2 protein-coding genes are annotated in these 17968 nt (G+C 74.5%); both read left to right on the top strand.

Translation table 11 applies throughout. From position 1 onward, the window contains the following. The first annotated feature begins 39 nt into the window (after positions 1-39). On the top strand, positions 40-11379 hold the full coding sequence (locus tag VGR37_21890) for an amino acid adenylation domain-containing protein (GenBank protein HEV2150064.1): 11340 nt from the start codon (positions 40-42) through the stop codon (positions 11377-11379). A gap of 105 nt (positions 11380-11484) precedes the next feature. After that, positions 11485-17928: an amino acid adenylation domain-containing protein gene (locus VGR37_21885; protein HEV2150063.1), complete on the top strand. Its 6444-nt coding sequence runs from the start codon at positions 11485-11487 to the stop codon at positions 17926-17928. The last annotated feature ends 40 nt before the right edge of the window (positions 17929-17968 follow it).

The following is a 17968-nucleotide window of genomic DNA, read 5'->3' as shown; positions in this document are numbered from 1 at the left end:
CCCCCCCCCGACGCACGGTGGCACTCCACCGCGGGGCTGGTGCGGGAGCTCCGGCGGGCCGCCGGAGCGCGGCTGCCGGAGTACATGGTACCGGGCGCGTTCGTGCCGCTGGCCGCGCTTCCGCTGACCCCCAACGGCAAGCTGGACCGCGGGCGGCTCCCGTCGCCGGACCAGGCGTCGGCGGGGCGGCCCCACCTCGCCCCGCGCACGCCGGCCGAAGCGGCGCTGGCGGGGATCTGGGCCGAGGTGCTGGCACGCGACACGGTGGGGGTGGAGGCCAATTTCTTCGAGCTGGGCGGCCACTCGCTGCTGGCTATGCGCGTGATCTCGCGCGTGCGGGCGGTGTTCGGGGTCGAGCTGCCGGTGCACGCGATGTTCGAGGCGCCCACGGTGGCGGAGCTGGCGGAGCGGGTGGAGGCGCTGCGGCGCGCCGAGGTGCGGCTGCTGCCCCTGGTGGCGCCGGTGGAGCGCGACGGTCCGGTCCCGCTCTCCTTCGCGCAGGAGCGGCTCTGGTTCCTGGACCGGATGCAGCCGGGGAGCGCCTTCTACAACATCCCCGCTGTACGGCGGCTTGGGGGTGCCTTGGACGGGCAGGCGCTGGCGCGTGCGCTGGGGGAGATCGTCCGCCGGCACGAGGCGCTTCGCACCACCTTCGCCGAAGCGGCCGGTGTCCCGGTACAGGTGGTCGCCCCCTTCGCCGGCTTCACACTGCCGGTGGAGGACCTCTCCGGCCAGGAAGGACCGGAGCGCGAAGCGGAGGTGCGACGGCTCGCCCGCGAGGATGCCGCGCGCCCGTTCGACCTGGCGGCCGGTCCGCTCTTCCGGGCGAAGCTGCTGCGGCTGGGCGAAGAGGAGCACGTGCTCCTGCTCTGCATGCACCACGTGGTCAGCGACGGGTGGAGCATGGGCGTGCTCTTCCGCGAGCTGTCGGCGCTGTACGCGGCCTACCGGGAGGGGCGGGAGTCGCCGCTGGCGGAGCTGCCGGTGCAGTACGCCGACTACGCCGTGTGGCAGCGCGAGCAGCTCCGGGGCGAGATCCTGGAGCGGCAGCTCGCCTACTGGAAGGAGCGGCTCGCAGGCGCACCGGAGATGCTGGAGCTCCCCACCGACCACTCCCGCCCGGCGGTGCAGACGTACCGGGGCACGTACGAGCGCGTCCAGCTCCCCCTGGAGCTGCTGGAGCGGCTCCAGGCGGTGGGGCGCAGCGAGGGCGCCACGCTCTTCATGGTGCTGCTCGGCGCCTTCCAGGTGCTGCTCTCGAAGTACAGCGGGAGCGAGGACGTGGTGGTGGGCAGCCCGATCGCGGGGCGTACCCGCGGCGAAGTGGAGGGGCTGATCGGCTTCTTCGTCAACACGCTCGTGCTGCGGACGGACCTCTCCGGCGATCCGGGCTTCCGCCAAGTGCTCCACCGGGTGCGCGAGGCCACGCTGGGCGCCTACGAGCACCAGGACGTCCCCTTCGAGCGGCTGGTCGAGGAGCTCCAGCCGGAGCGCAGCCTCAGCCACTCCCCCCTCTTCCAGGTGCTGTTCGTGGCGGACGGGGCCGACGGCACCGCGGGCGGGCTATCCGGGCTGGACGTCCAGGGAGTGGGCACGGAGAACGACACCGCGAAGTTCGACCTCTCCCTGTACCTGGCGGCGACCCCCCGCGGGCTTGCCGGCGGGCTGAACTACAGCACGGACCTGTTCGAGCGGAGCACGATCCGGCGGATGCTGGGGCACCTGGAGCGGGTGCTAGAGCAGGTCGCGGCGGACGCGGGCGCAAGGCTCTCCGCGCTGGTGCTGCCGGGGGAAGCGGAGCAGGAGCAGGTGCTCCGGAGCTGGAACCGCACCGATCGCTCCTACCCCGACACCCCCGTCCACGTGCTGTTCGCGGAGCATGCGCGCCGGGCCCCGGACGCGGTGGCCCTGCTGCACGAGGGCGAGGCGGTGACGTACCGGGCCCTGGACCGCCGCGCCGACGCCCTCGCCGCGCGCCTGCGTGAGCTGGGGGTGGGGCCCGAGGTCCCGGTGGGCCTGTGCATGGAGCGTACGCCCGAGCTGCTGGTAGGGGCGCTGGGGATCTGGAAGGCGGGCGGGGCCTACGTACCGCTGGACCCGGGCTACCCGCCCGAGCGGCTGGGGTGGATGGTCTCCGACGCGGCGCTCCCGGTGGTGGTGACCGCGGGGAGCGCGGCAGACGCGCTGCCGGAGCACGGGGCGGCCATCGTGCGCAGCGACGAGACTTGTGGCGGCCCCGCAGACGAGGCGGTGCGGGTGCCCGTCTCGGCCTCCAACCTGGTGTACGTGATCTACACCTCCGGCAGCACCGGCCGCCCCAAGGGAGTGCTGGTGCAGCACGGCTCGCTGGCCAACCTGCTGGGCGCCATGCGCGAGGTTCTCGGCGTGGGCGAGGGGGACGTGATGCCGGCGCTGGCGAGCTTCGCCTTCGACATCTGGCTCCTGGAGGCGCTGCTCCCCCTCACCTCCGGCGCCGCGGTGCGCCTCGTTGGGCGGGAGCGGATGCTGGACGTCCCCGCGCTGCTGGACGAGGCCGCCGACGCCACGCTCCTGCACGCGGTGCCCGCGCTGATGCGGGAGGTGGCGCAGGTGGGGCGCGGCGCGTCCCGCCCGGGGCGGCTGCGGCACGCCTTCGTGGGGGGCGACCGGGTCCCGCCCGACCTGCTGGCGGAGATGCGCGCAGCCTTCCCCGGGGCGGAATCCTACGTGCTCTACGGGCCGACGGAGGGAACCGTCCTGGCCTCCATCCACCCCGTCCCGGAGGACGGCGTCGTGGGAGGGCACCCGATCGGCCGCCCCCTGGGGAACGTGCGCCTCTACGTGTGCGACCCCCTGGGACGCCCGCAGCCGGCGGGGGTCCCGGGCGAGCTCCTGATCGGCGGCGCGGGCGTGGCGCGCGGCTACCTGGGGCGCGCCGCCCTGACGGCGGAGCGGTTCGTCCCCGACCCGTTCGGCGCGCCTGGCGGGCGCCTCTACCGCACGGGCGACCGGGTGCGGTGGCGGGCGGACGGCACGCTGGAGTTCCTGGGGCGGGTGGACCGGCAGGTGAAGGTGCGCGGCTTCCGCATCGAGCCGGGGGAGATTGAGGCGGTGATGCGCCGCCAGCCGGGCGTGCGCGAGTGCGTGGTGGCGGTGCGCGAGGAGGCGCCGGGCGGGGCGCGGCTCGTGGCGTACGTGGTGGGTGAGGTGGACGCGGAGGCGCTGCGGGGAGAGCTGCACCGAGGGTTGCCCGAGTACATGGTGCCGGCCGCCTTCGTGGCCCTCGACCACCTGCCGCTGACCCCCAACGGCAAGCTGGACGTGAAGGCGCTGCCCGCGCCGGACTTCGCCGCGGGAGGGCACCACGTGGCGCCGCGCACGCCCACGGAGGAGGTGCTGGCGGGGATCTGGGCGGAGGTGCTGCGGCTGGAGCGCGTGGGGGTGGGGGAGAACTTCTTCGAGCTGGGCGGCCACTCCCTGCTGGCCATGCGGGTGGTCTCGCGGGTCCGCGAGGTATTCGGGATCGAGCTGCCGGTGCGTGCGCTATTCGAGGGCCCCACCGTGGCGGAGCTGGCCGGGCGGGTGGAGGCGCTGCGGCGGGCGGAGCTTCCGGTGCTGCCGCCGGTGGTGCCGGTGGAGCGCAGGGGAGCGCTGCCGCTCTCCTTCGCGCAGGAGCGGCTCTGGTTCCTGGACCGGATGCAGCCGGGGACAGCCCTCTACAACATCCTCAGCGCGCTGCGGCTGCAGGGAGCACTCGACGCCGCGGCCCTGGAGCGAGCGCTGGGCGAGGTCGTCCGTCGGCACGAGGCGCTCCGGACCGTGTTCGCGGAACGGGATGGAGAGGCGGTACAGGTGGTGGTGCCGTTCACCGGCTACGCGATGCTGGTGGAGGACCTCTCTTCGCTCGGTGAGGAAGAGCGCGAGGCCGAGGTGAGGCATCGGGTCGCAGAGGACGCCGTGCGGCCGTTCGACCTCTCGGCGGGTCCGCTCTTCCGTGCCGGGCTGCTGCGCCTGGGCAGCGAAGACCACGTGCTGCTGCTGAGCGTGCACCACATCGTCAGCGACGGGTGGAGCACGGGCGTGCTCTTCCGGGAGCTGTCGGCGCTGTACGAGGCGTACCGCGCCGGGCGCGAGTCGCCGCTCCCGGAGCTGCCCATACAGTACGCCGACTACGCCGTGTGGCAGCGTCGGCAACTCCGGGGCGAGGGCCTGGAGCGGCAGCTCGCGTGGTGGAAGGAGCGCCTGTCGGGAGCGCCGGCACTGCTGGAGCTGCCGACGGACCGTCCCCGCCCGGCGGTGCAGACGTACCGCGGCGCGTCGGAGCCGGTGCGGCTCTCCCCGGAGCTGCGGGACCGGCTGCAGGCGCTGGCCCGCGGGGAGGGAGCCACGCTGTACATGGTGCTGTTGGGCGCCTTCCAGGTGCTACTCTCGAAGTACAGCGGGAGCGGGGACGTGGTGGTGGGGAGCCCGACAGCGGGGCGGACACACCGCGAGGTCGAGGGGCTGATCGGCTTCTTCGTCAACGCCCTGGTGCTGCGGACCGACCTCTCCGGCGACCCGGCGTTCCGCCAGGTGCTGCGGAGCGTGCGCGAGGCTACGCTGGGCGCGTACGAGCACCAGGACGTCTCCTTCGAGAAGCTGGTGGCGGAGCTGCAGGCGGAGCGGAGCCTGAGCCACGCGCCGATCTTCCAGGTGAGCTTCGCACTGCAGAATAATGAGGCCCCGGGGGGCGCTCTGCCGGGGCTGGAGGTCCGCCGCGCGGGCGCGGCGGCGGAGCCCGCCAAGCTCGACCTCTCGCTGGACCTGACCGAGACGTCCGACGGCCTGCGGGGGAGGCTGATCTACAGCACCGACCTGTTCGAGCGGAGCACCGTCCGGCGGATGCTCGGGCACCTGGAACGGGTGCTGGAGCAGGTCGTGGCGGATGCGGACGTGCGCCTCTCCGGCCTGGAGCTGCTGGGGGCGGCGGAGCGCGCCCTGGTGGTGGACGAGTGGAACCGGACGGAGACTCCCCGTCCGCCGGACGCGACCATCCACCAGCTCTTCTCGGCGCAGGCGGCGTGCACGCCGGACGCGGAGGCGCTCCGCTTCGGCGGACGGGGGACCACCTACCGGGAGCTGGAGGAGGCGGCCAACCGCCTGGCGCATCACCTGGCGGCGCGCGGCGTGGAGCCGGAGGCGCGCGTGGGCGTGTTCGCCGAGCGCGCGCCGGAGACCGTGGCCGCGATCCTCGCCGTGCTCAAGGCGGGCGGCGCGTACGTGCCGCTGGACCCCGCATACCCGGCGGAGCGGCTACGCTACATGCTGGCCGACGCCGGCGTACGGACGGTGGTCGCCCCCGCGGGCGTCCCGGACGGGGTTCCGGCCGCGCTCCTCCCCGACCTGCTGGACCTGCGGGCCGAGGCCCGGGCAATCGCCGCGCGCCCGGCCGACGCCCCCCGCGTGCCGGTGGAGGCGGACGGCGCGGCGTACGTCATCTACACCTCCGGGTCCACCGGCGCCCCCAAGGGCGCGGTGGCCGCCCACCGGGGCGTGCCCAACCTGGCGCGCGCGCAGGCCGGCCGGTTCGGGATCGACGCCGCCAGCCACGTGCTGCAGTTCGCCTCGTTCTCCTTCGACGCGGCGGTCTCGGAGCTGTTCGCCACGCTGCTCTCGGGTGCTACGCTGGTGCTGGCCACGCGCGAGGAGACGCTCCCCGGCCCCGGCCTCCTCGACACGCTGCGCCGTGAGCGCATCACCGTGGTCACCCTGCCTCCGTCGGTGCTCGCCGCGCTGGAGCCGGACGGGCTGCCGGAGCTGCGCATGATCGTGAGCGCGGGCGAGGCGGTGGGTGCCGCGGTGGTGGAACGGTGGAGCGCGGGGCGCACCTTCGTCAACGCGTACGGGCCCACCGAGGCCACGGTCTGCGCCACCACCGCGGCGTGCGAGGCGGACGGGCGCACCCCGCCGATCGGCCGCCCGCTGGAGAACGTGCGGGTGTACGTGCTGGACGCGCGGAGGGAGCCGGTGCCCGTCGGCCTGCCGGGCGAGCTGTTCGTGGGCGGCGTGGGAGTGGCCCGCGGCTACCTGCACCGCCCGGAGCTCACGGCCGAGCGGTTCGTCCCCGACCCGTTCGGCGCAGGCGGCGGACGCCTGTACCGCACCGGGGACTGGGTGCGCTGGCGGGCGGACGGCACGCTGGAGTACTTGGGGCGGCTGGACGAGCAGGTGAAGGTCCGCGGCTTCCGCATCGAGCCCGCTGAGGTGGAGAGCGCGCTGTCGGCGCATCCCGGCGTACGCGAGGCGCGCGTGGTCGTGCGCGAGGACGAGCCGGGAGAGAAGCGGCTGGTGGCGTACTTGGTGGGCGAGGCGGCGGCCGACGGGCTCCGCGAGCACCTGCGCGGCCGCCTGCCGGAGTACATGGTACCCGCCGCCTTCGTCACCCTCGACCGGCTGCCCCTGACACCCCACGGGAAGCTCGACCGGAAGGCGCTGCCGGCGCCGGAGTACGCGACCGCCGGAGACCGGTACGTGGCACCGAGCAACCGCGTGGAGGAGATCCTGGCCGGGATCTGGGCGGAGGTGCTGGGGCTGGAGCGGGTGGGGGTGAACGAGAGCTTCTTCGAGCTGGGTGGCGACAGCATCCTCTGCATCCAGGTGGTCTCCTGCGCGCGGCGGGAGGGGCTGGAGATCACCCCCCCGCAGATGTTCGAGTACCAGACCATCGCGGAGCTCGCCGCGGTCGCGGGAGACACGGCGGAAGCGGAGGCGGGGCACGCGGAGCAGGGCCGGGTGCAGGGGACGGTGCGGCTAACGCCGATCCAGGCGTGGTTCTTCGAGCAGGGCCACCCGGCGCCCTGGCACTACAACCAGTCCGCGTTGCTGGAGGTGGACGCCGGCCTGGGCGACGCGGCACTGGAGGCGGCGCTGCGGGCGGTGCTGGAGCACCACGACGTCTTCCGGCTGCGCTACCGCAGGACGGCCTCCGGATGGGAGCAGTGGCACGCCGGACAGGTGGGGATCGCGCTGGAGCGGGTGGACCTCGCGGACCTGCCGCGCGAAGCGCAGGAGCGCGTGCAGGGCGAGGTGGCCGGGCGGGCGCAGGCGAGCCTGGACCTGGAGCAGGGGCCGCTCGGCCGCGCGCTACTCTTCGACCGGGGCGAGCGGGGCCGGGCGTTGCTGCTGGTGCTGCACCATCTGGTGGTGGACGGCGTCTCCTGGCGCATCCTCCGCGACGACCTGGAACGCGCCTGCGCCCAGGCGCAAGCCGGCGAGCCGATCGAGCTGGGGGCGAAGAGCACCTCGTACCGGCAGTGGGCGGAGGCGCTGGATGCGTTCGCCGCGAGCGACGCGCTGCTGGAGGAGGCCGGCCACTGGCTGGCGCAGGGGCCCGAAGGCGTGGCTCCGCTTCCGGCCGACGGCGAGGGCGGCCGGACGATCGGCGGCTCGCGCTCGGTGACGGTGCGGCTGGAGACGGAGGAGACCCGCGCGCTGCTGCAGGAGGTGCCAACGGCGTACCGCACGCAGATGAACGACGTGCTGCTTTGCGCGCTGGCCGAGACCGTGGGGGAGTGGACGGGGAGCTCGCGGGTGCGCCTGGCGCTGGAGGGACACGGCCGGGAGGAGGAAGAGAGCGCGGGGGTGGACCTGACGCGCACCGTGGGGTGGTTCACCAGCGTGTACCCGGTGGTGCTGGACACTGCGGGCACGGCGGGCCCCGGGGAGCGGCTGAAGCGGGTGAAGGAGCAGCTGCGCGCGGTGCCCAGGCGGGGGATCGGCTACGGCGTGCTGCGCTACCTGGGCCCGGACGCGGTGGTGCGTGGAGCGCTGGCGGCGCAGCCGGAGCCGGAGATCTCGTTCAACTACCTGGGCCAGTTCGACCAGGGGCTCGCCCCGGCGGCGCGGCTCCGCTCCGCGGTCGGACTGCGGGGCGGCGAGTGGGCGCCGGAGAACCGCCGTGCGCACGCGCTCGAGGTGAACGGCAGCATCAGCGGTGGGTGCCTGCGGGTGCGCTGGACGTACGGCGAGGGGGCACACCGGCCGGAGACGATCGAGCGGCTGGCGGGGAGGTACCTCGACGCGCTGCGCGGGCTGATCGCGCACTGCCGGGAGGAGGGCGCGGGCGGATACACCCCGTCGGACTTCCCGCTCGCGGGACTCGCGCAGGCGGAGCTGGACGCGCTGCTGGCGGGCCGGCGCGGCGTGGAAGACCTGTACCCGCTCTCGCCGATGCAGGAGGGGATGCTCTTCCACACCCTCTACAGCGAGACCCAGGAGTACCAGACCCAGCGCGCGGAGCGGCTGGAAGGGGCGTTCGACGCGGAGCTCTTCCGGCGCGCCTGGGCAGAGGCGGTGAGGCGCCACGCCGTACTGCGGACCTCCTTCGCGTGGGAGGGGTTGCGCCGGCCGCTGCAGCGGGTGGAAACCGCGGTGGAGGTGCCGTGGCGGACCGAGGACTGGCGGGAGCTCACCGCGGACGCCCAGGACGCCGCGCTGCAGCGGTACCTGGAGGAGGACCGCGCGCGGGGGTTCGCGCTGCACCGGGCGCCGCTGCTCCGGTTCGCCGTCTTCCGGGTGGGCGACCAGGCCCACTGGCTGGTCTGGAGCCAGCATCACCTGCTGATGGACGGGTGGTCGTGCGCCCGTATCGCCGACGAGGTGTTCCGGCTCTACCACGCCTGGAGCACGGGGCAGGCGGTGGAGCTCGGCCGCAGGCGGCCGTACCGGGACTACATCGCCTGGCTGGAGCGGCAGGACCAGGATGCGGCGGAGCGGTACTGGAGGCAGGTGCTCGGGGGCTTCACCGCGCCCACCCCGCTCGGGCTGGACCGGGCGGCGCCCGCCGGAGAGGCGGTGCGGCAGGCCCACTGGAGGGCGGCGCTCTCCGCCGGGCTCACGGAGCGGCTGGAGCAGGCCGCCCGGCGGGGCCGGGTGACGCTGAGCACCGTGCTGCTGGGGGCGTGGGGATTCCTGCTCTCGCGCTACGGCGGCGAAGAGGAGGTGGTGTGCGGCAACACCGTCTCCGGGCGACCGGCGCAGCTGGACGGGGTGGAGGAGATGGTGGGGCTCTTCATCAACACGCTCCCCGTGCGGATGCGGGTGCCGGGCGACGCGCGGTTGGAGGAGTGGCTGCGCGACCTGCAGCGGACGCTGGCAGAGGCGCGCGAGTTCGAGTACGCCCCGCTGGTGCAGGTGCAGGGGTGGAGCGGCGTGCCGCGCGGCACGCCCCTCTTCGAGACACTCTTCGTGTTCGAGAACTATCCGGTCGAGCGCGGTGGGAGCGGTGGGGGCGAGGCGCGCCTGCGGGTCGCCCGGACGCGCGCGGTGGAGTGGGACCACACGTATCCGCTCTGCCTCACGGCCGCTCCCGGCAGGCAGCTGCTGTTCGACCTGAGCTACGACGAGAGCCGCTTCGAGGCGGACACCATCAAGCGGGTGCTGGAGCACCTGTCCCGCGTGCTGGAGCAGGTGGCGGGGGGGGCGGACGTGCACCTCGCGGAACTGGAGCTGCTGGGGGAGGCGGAGCGGCGTCTGCTGGTGGAGGAGTGGAACCGGACGGAGCGCGCGTTCCCGCGCGGAGCCTGCATCCACGAGCTGTTCCAGGCGCAGGCGGAAGGCACGCCGGACGCCCTGGCGGTGGTCTCTGAGGATGGAACGCTGGCCTACCGGGAGCTGAACGAGCGGGCCAACCAGCTCGCCCACTACCTCCGTCGGCGGGGTGTGGGCCCGGAGACGCGGGTGGCGATCTGCGTGGAGCGCGGCTCCGGGATGGCCCTCGGCATCCTGGGCGCCCTCAAGGCGGGCGGCGCCTACGTGCCGCTGGACCCGGAGTACCCGGCCGAGCAGCTGGCCTACATGCTCGAGGACAGCGGCGCCGCCGTGCTGCTCACGACGGCGCACCTTGCCGGACGGCTCTCCGCGCCCGCCGGGGTCGTCTGCGTCGACCTCGAGGCCGAGCCGATCTCGGCAGAGAGCCGGGAGGCGCCGGAGAGCGGCATATCGCCGGAGAGCCTGGCGTACGTCATCTACACCTCGGGCTCCACCGGCCGCCCCAAGGGCGTTGCGCTCCCGCACCGGGCGCTGGTCAACTTCGCCACCGACATGGCCGGGCGACTCGGGCTCGGCCCCGCCGACCGCATCCTGCAGTTCGCCTCCCCCAGCTTCGACGTGGTCGTCGAGGAGCTCTTCCCCGCCTGGGTCTCCGGAGCGGCGGTGGTGCTCTCCAGCGGGAACCTGTTCGCCCCCAATGAGCTGCTGGAAGTGCTGGAGCGGCAGGGCGTGACCGGCTTCGAGCTCCCGACCGCGTACTGGCACGAGTGGGTGCACGAGCTGGTGCACGCCGGCAGGCGGCTCCCCGCGTGTGTCCGCTTCGTCATCGTGGGCGGCGAGCGGGTCCTCCCCGAACGACTCGCCGAGTGGAGCACGCTCGGGGTGCCGCTGGTGCACGTCTTCGGCCTGACCGAGACGGCCTGCACCTCCACTACGCTCCGCCTGGAGGGGGGCGACGACGGGTCGCGCTGGCCCAGCCTCCCCGTGGGGACCCCCACCGGCAACGTCCGGATCCACCTGCTCGACCGCTCGCTGCACCCCGTTCCCATCGGGGTGGCGGGGGAGCTGTTCATCGGCGGGGAGGGGGTGGCCCGGGGATACCTGGACCGGCCCGGCCTTACCGCCGCGCGCTTCGTCCCCGACCCGTTCTCCGCCCGTCCCGGGGCCCGGCTGTACCGCAGCGGAGACCGCGTGCGCTGGCTGGCGGACGGGACGCTGGAGTTCCTGGGCCGGCTGGACGACCAGGTGAAGATCCGCGGCTTCCGCGTCGAGCCGGGCGAGGTCGAGCGCGCGCTGTCGGCGTACCCCGGCGTGAGCGACGCCCGGGTGGTGGTGCGCGAGGACCGGCCCGGCGAGCGGCGGCTGGTGGCGTACGTGGTGGGCGGGGTGGAGCCGGAGGCGCTGCGGGCGCACCTGCGGCGGAGCCTCCCGGAGCACATGCTGCCGGGCGCCGTCGTGGGCCTGGACCAGCTGCCCCTGACGCCCAACGGCAAGCTGGACCGGAAGGCGCTTCCCGCGCCGGAGCTGCCATCGGCGGGGGACCGCTACGTCGCTCCGCGCACCCCCGTGGAGGAGGTGTTGGCGGAGATCTGGGCGGAGGTGCTGGGCGTGGAGAGGGTCGGAGCCGACGACGACTTCTTCGCGCTCGGCGGGCATTCGCTGCTGGCCATCCGGGTAGTCTCGCGCATCCGCGAGATCTTCGCGGTCGAGCTGCCGCTGCGCGCGCTCTTCGACCTCCCGGTCCTCGGCGAGCTCGGCGCCCTGCTCGCCACCGACCCGCGCTACGCGGGGCACGCCGCACGCGTCGCGGGGCTCCTGCTCCAGATCGAGGGGATGCCGGCCGAGCCGGCTTCACCCGCCGTGCGCACGTAGTCCGCAAACGCACCGAGAGCCAAGGGCGCATCGATGGATCCAACGCACGTCCCTCCGCGGGCTTCCGGGCCGGAAACGGCCCTGGCGGAGTCGCACCCCCGCCGCATGCGGCTGGACCTGCTCGTGCGCCTAGCGCAGGAGACGGGCGGCGCTGCACCGGACCGGATCCGTCCCCGCGCGAGCCGCGACCCCGCTCCGCTCTCGTTCGGCCAGGGGAGGCTCTGGCTCCTCCACCAGCTGGATCCCTCCCCGGCGGCGTACACCATCCAGGCGGCCTACCGGATTCCGCGGGTGGACGCCGCGGCGATGCAGCGCGCCCTGGGCGAGGTGGTGCGGCGCCACGAATCGCTGCGGACCACCTTCGCCGAGGTGGGCGGCGCTCCCGTCCAAGTGGTCGCGCCGTTCGTCGGCTTCGCCCTCCCCGTGGAGGACCTCACCGGCCTGGACGATTCCGCTCGCGAGGCGGCGGCGCTGCGGCGTACGGCCGACGAGGCGGAGCTGCCGTTCGACCTCACCGCCGGCCCGCTCTTCCGACCGCGGCTCCTGCGGCTGGGCGGGGACGACGTCCTGCTCCTCTTCATGCACCACACCGTCAGCGACGGGTGGAGCATGGGTGTGCTCTTCCGCGAGATTTCGGTGCTCTACGACGCGTTCCGCGCGGGCGGGGAGTCTCCGCTGCCGGAGCTCCCGGTGCAGTACGCCGACTACGCGGCGTGGCAGCACGAGCAGGAGCGTGGCGGGGCGCTGGAGCGGCACCTCTCCTACTGGAGCGGGCGGCTCGCCGGCGCGCCCGCGCTGCTCGGCCTCCTCACCGACCATGCCCGGCCCGTGGCGCGAACCTACCGCGGCGCGAGCGTGTCCGCCGCGCTGCCCGGCGAGCTGGTGGAACGGCTACGGGGGCTGGGGCGGAGCGAGGGCGCGACGCTGTTCATGGTACTGCTGGGCGCCTACCAGGTCCTGCTCGCGAAGTACTCCGGAAGCGACGACGTGGTGGTGGGGAGCCCGGTCGAGGGGCGGTCCCGCCGGGAAGTCGAGGAGCTGATCGGCTTCTTCGTGAACATGCTGGTCCTGCGCACGGACCTCTCCGGAGACCCGAGCTTCCGCGAGGTGCTGCGGCGGGTACGCGAGACGACGCTCGGCGCCTACGAGCACCAGGAGATGCCGTTCGAGCGGCTGGTGGCGGCGCTCCAGCCGGAGCGGAGCCTCAGCCACTCGCCCCTGTTCCAGGTCGTCTTCGCGGCCGAGACCGAGGTGCGGACGGGGGCCGGGGCGTCCGCTCCGCCCGGGAAGGGTCTTCCGCTGCAGCGACGCGCCGCCCTGTTCGACCTCACCCTCTCGACCTACGAGTCCGCCCGGGGCCTGCAGGTCGCGCTGGACTACAGCACGGAGCTGTTCGAGCGGCCGACGATCGAGCGGATGCTCGGACACTTCCGGCGCGTGCTGGAGCAGGCGGCCGCCGACGCGGACCTCCGGCTCTCCCGCCTGGAACTCGCCGGGGCCGACGAGCGCCGCCTCCTGCTCCAGGAATGGAACCGGACCGAACGGCCGTATCCGCGCGAGCTCTGCATCCACGAGCGGTTCGAGGCGCAGGTCCGGGAGCGGCCGGAAGCGGTGGCGCTGTTCTGGGGCGCGGAGCAGCTGACGTACGCGGAGCTGGATGCGCGTGCGAACCGGCTGGCGCACCACCTGGCCCGCCTGGGGGTCGGCCCGGAGACCCGGGTCGGCGTGCTGCTGGAGCGCGGGCTCGAGCTGATCGTCTCCATCCTGGCGGTGCTGAAGGCGGGCGGGTGCTACGTGCCCCTGGACCCCGGGTACCCGGCGGAGCGGCTGGAGCTGATGCTCGCCGACGGCGGGGTGCGGGTGCTGGTGAGCCGGGGCGAGCCCGCCCCGGCGCCGGCTCCCGGCGGGGTCCGCGTAGTCCGCCTCGACCGGGCGGCCGCGGCGCTCGCGGCGGAACCCGCGTCCCCCGTACGGAGCGGAGCCACGGCGGAGAACCTCGCGTACGTCGTCTACACGAGCGGCAGCACGGGACGCCCCAAGGGCGTGATGGTGGGCCACAGGCACGTCGTGCAGCTCGTCTGCGAGACCGACTACGTGCGCCTCGGACCGGGCGACCGGGTGGCGCAGGCCTCGAACGCGAGCTTCGACGCCCTGGCGTTCGAGGCATGGGGCGCCCTCCTGAACGGCGCCACGCTGGTCGGCGTCCCCCGTGACGTCCTCCTCTCCCCGCCCGCGCTGCGGGAGGCCTTTCGCGAGTGGGGAGTCACCACGCTCTACCAGACGACCGCGCTGCTGAACCAGCTCTCGCGGGAGCTCCCCGGCGCCTTCGCGAGCCTGCGGGAGGTGCTCTTCGGCGGGCAGGCCGTGGACGCGGAGAGCGTCCGCCGCGTGCTCCGCGCGGGCGGACCGCGTCGCCTGCTGCACATGTACGGTCCCACCGAGACCACCGCGTGGTGCTCGTGGGAGCAGGTGGAGGAGGTGGCCGGGGACGCGGCCACCGTCCCCGTGGGGCGGCCGACCGGCAACGCGCGGATCTACCTCCTGGGCGCCGCGCTGCAGCCGGTGCCGGTGGGTGTGCCCGGCGAGGCGTACGTCGGGGGCGCGGGGGTCGTCCGCGGCTACCTGGACCGTCCGGCACTGACGGCGGAGCGCTTCGTTCCCGACCCGTTCGCGACGGAGCCGGGGGCGCGGATGTACCGCACGGGCGACAGGCTGCGGTGGCGGACGGACGGCAGGCTGGAGTTCATCGGCCGGCTGGACGAGCAGGTGAAGATCCGCGGGTTCCGCATCGAGCCGGGCGAGGTGGAGAGCGTGCTCTCGTCCCACGCCGCGGTCCGCGGGGCCCGCGTGGTCGTGCGCGAGGACGAGCCCGGGGAGAAGCGGCTGGTCGCCTACGTGGCCGGCGAGGTGGACGGGGAGGCCCTGCGCGCCCACCTGCGGCGGACCCTCCCGGAGTACATGCTCCCGGCCGCCACGGTGGTGGTGGACGTGCTGCCGCTGACGCCGAACGGGAAGCTGGACGTGAAAGCGCTCCCGGCGCCGGAGTACGCCGGGGCGGCAGAGCGCTACCTGGCGCCACGAACGCCGGTGGAGGAGGTGCTGGCGGGGGTCTGGGCGGAGCTGCTGGGCGTCGCCCGTGTGGGGGTGAGCGAAGATTTCTTCGGGGCGGGCGGCCACTCCCTGCTGGCTATGCGGGTGGTGTCGCGCGTCCGCGAGGTCTTCTCCGTCGAGCTGCCGCTTCGCGCCGTCTTCGAGGGCCCCACGGTGGCGGAGCTGGCGGCGCGGGTGGAGGCGTTGCGGCGCTCGGACCCTGCGGCGCTCCCCGCGGTGGTGCCGGTGCAGCGCACCGCGCCGCTGCCGCTCTCCTTCGCGCAGGAGCGGCTCTGGTTCCTGGAGCGGCTGCAGCCGGGGAGCGCCCTCTACAACATCCTCGCTGTGCTGCGGCTTGGGGGCGACCTCCACGTGCGGGCGCTGGAGCGCGCGCTGGGCGAGGTCGTGCGGCGCCACGAGGCGCTGCGGACCACCTTCCGCGAGGTGGACGGCGCACCGGTGCAGGTGATCGCGCCTCCCGGCGGCTTCGCGCTGCCGGTGGAGGACCTCTCAGGGCTGGCCGGGGCCGGGCGTGAAGGAGAGGTGGCGCGGCGGGTGGCGGAGGAGGCGAGACGGCCGTTCGACCTGGCGGCGGGCCCCCTCTTCCGCGCGGGCCTGCTGCGGCTGGGCGAGGAGGAGCACGTGCTGCTGCTCTGCATGCACCACGTCGTCAGCGACGGGTGGAGCCTGGGCGTGCTGTTCGAGGAGATGTCAGCGCTGTACGGAGCGTACCGCGAGGGCGCGGAGTCGCCGCTGCCGGGGCTGCCGGTGCAGTACGCGGACTACGCGGTGTGGCAGCGCCGGCAGCTGAGCGGCGCCGCGCTCGACCGGCAGCTCGCGTACTGGAAGGACCGGTTGGCCGGGGCCCCGGCGGTGCTGGAGCTGCCGACGGACCGCCCCCGCCCTCCGGTGCAGACGTACCGCGGCGCCTACGAGCCGGTCGAGCTGCCGCCCCGGCTGCTGGAGCGCCTGCGGGGGCTGGGGCGGAGCGAGGGCGCGACGCTGTACATGGTGCTGCTGGGTGCGTTCCAGCTCCTGCTCTCGAAGCACGCCGGAACCGACGACGTGGTGGTGGGAAGTCCGATCGCCGGTCGGACGCGGCGGGAGGTGGAGGAGCTGATCGGCTTCTTCGTGAACACGGTGGTGCTCAGGACGGACCTTTCCGGCGATCCGGGCTTCCGCGAGGTGCTGCGGCGGGTCCGGGAGGTGACGCTGGGAGCGTACGAGCACCAGGAGGTACCCTTCGAGCGGCTGGTGGCCGAGCTGCAGCCGGAGCGGTCGCTGAGCCACGCCCCGCTCTTCCAGGTGATGTTCACCCTGAGCGACGAGGTTGGGCGGTCGAGGCTCGCGCTGAGCGGGCTGCGGGTGGCGAACGCGACGGGGGAGCCGGAGGTGGTCACCTCCGACCTCTCGCTCGTCCTCGCCGCGGACGCGCGTGGAGCGACGGGGGCGCTGGGTTACAACACCGACCTCTTCGAGCGCAGCACCGTCCGGCGGATGGTGTCGCACCTGGAGCGGGTGCTGGAGCAGGTGGTGGACGACCCCGACGCGCGGCCGTCGCGGCTGGAGCTGCTGGGAGAGGCGGAGCGCCGGCTGGTCGTCGACGGGTGGAACCGGACGGAGGCCCCCTATCCCGCGGACCGCTGCGTCCACCAGCTCTTCGAGGCGCAGGCGGGGCGCACGCCCGAGGCCGTCGCACTGGTCCACGGGGACCGGTCGCTCACCTACCGGGAGCTGGACGGGTGGGCGGACCGCCTGGCGCACCACCTGGCCGGGCTCGGCGTGGGGCCGGAGGTGCGGGTGGGCCTCTGCCTGGAGCCCGGCCTGGAGATGGTGGTCTCCCTTTTCGCGATCCTCAAGGCGGGGGGCGCCTACGTGCCGCTCGATGCCGGCTCTCCACCGGAGCGCCTCTCGTACGTGCTCGCGGACTGCGGCGTGGCCCTGCTGCTGACCCGGGACGCGTTGCGCGATCGGCTGCCGGCCAGCCCGGGAGTTCAGGTCGTGAGCGTGGACCGGGCACCCTGGCAGGCCGGGGCCGGAAGTGCGGGGGACCTGCAGGGCCGGGCGACGGCGGGGAACCTGGCGTACGTGATCTACACCTCCGGCTCCACGGGGCGCCCTAAGGGAGTGGCCGTGGAGCATCGGGGGATCTGCAACCTGGTCCCCGCGCTGGTGGGGCTCTGCGGCCTGGGACCCGGGTCGCGGGTGCTCCTGCTGGCCCCCCTGCACTTCGACGCCTCCGCCGCCGAGATCTTCGCCGCCCTGAGCTCCGGGGCGGCCCTGCACCTCCCCGATGAGGAGGGCCTCCTCCCGGGCGAGGAGCTCCTCGCCCTGCTCCGCCGGGACGGGATCACCCACACGAAGTTCACGCCCTCGACCCTCGCCGTGGTGCCGCCCGCGGGGGTCCCGACCCTCACCACGCTGGTGGTCGGCGGCGAGGCGTGCACCGCCGACCTCGTGGCCCGCTGGGGCCGCGACCGCCGGTTCATCAACGTGTACGGGCCGACCGAGGCGACGGTCCGGGTGAGCGCGTCGGTGTGCGTCCCGGAGGCGCGGTCCCCGTCGATCGGGAGCCCGCTCCCGAACACCCGGCTCTACGTGCTAGACGGGGCCGGGCGGCCGGCCCCGGTGGGGGTGCCCGGGGAGCTGTGCATCGGCGGTGTCCAGCTGGCGCGGGGCTACCTGGGCCGCCCCGCGCTCACGGCGGAGCGCTTCGTCCCCGACGCGTTCGCGCCGAAACCCGGAGCGCGGCTCTACCGCACCGGCGACCGGGCGCGCTGGCGCGGCGACGGGACGCTGGAGTTCCTGGGGCGGCTGGACGAGCAGGTGAAGGTCCGGGGCTTCCGCATCGAGCCGGGAGAGGTGGAGGCGGTGCTGCGCCTGCACCCCGACGTGGCCGACTGCGCGGTGGTGGCGCGCGAGGACGCGCCGGGCCAGAAGCGGCTGGTGGCCTACGTCGTCGGCGACCCGGACGCCGAAGGGCTGCGGGCGCACCTGCGGCGGAGCCTCCCGGAGTACATGGTGCCGGCCGCGTTCGTGGCCCTCGAGAGCCTGCCGCGCACTTCCAGCGGCAAGCTGGACCGGCGCGCGCTCCCGGCGCCCGCGCCCGCGCGCCCGGCCCGCCGGCTCCGGCCCGGGACGGGGCTGGAGGTGCGCATCGCGGCGATCTGGCAGGGGCTGCTGAGGGTGGATGAGGTGGGCGCCGAGGAGAACTTCTTCGACCTGGGCGGCCACTCCCTCCTGCTGGTGCGGCTCCAGGCCCGACTCGCCGCCGAGCTCGGCCGGGAGGTGCGGGTGGTGGAGCTCTTCCAGTACCCCACCGTCCGCTCGCTCGCCGCCCGCCTGGAGGGCGAGGCGGAGGCGGTGGCGGTGGCGGTGGACACAGCGGCGGAGCGGGGCGGCGCCCGGCAGGCGGCGCTGGGACGGCGGCTGGAGGCGCGCAGGCGGCGGGACGGGTAACGCGGGATCCGATCACCTTCACCACCAGGCACATGGCAGA

The organism is Longimicrobiaceae bacterium (assembly GCA_035936415.1).
In the GTDB taxonomy this organism is placed as follows: domain Bacteria; phylum Gemmatimonadota; class Gemmatimonadetes; order Longimicrobiales; family Longimicrobiaceae; genus JAFAYN01.
This window is presented reverse-complemented; position numbering and strand designations above follow the sequence as displayed.

What these genes read in the sequence shown, in the direction of transcription:
- VGR37_21885 (HEV2150063.1), top strand. Translation starts at nt 11,485, where the DNA reads ATGCGGCTGGACCTGCTCGTGCGCCTAGCGCAGGAGACGGGCGGCGCT.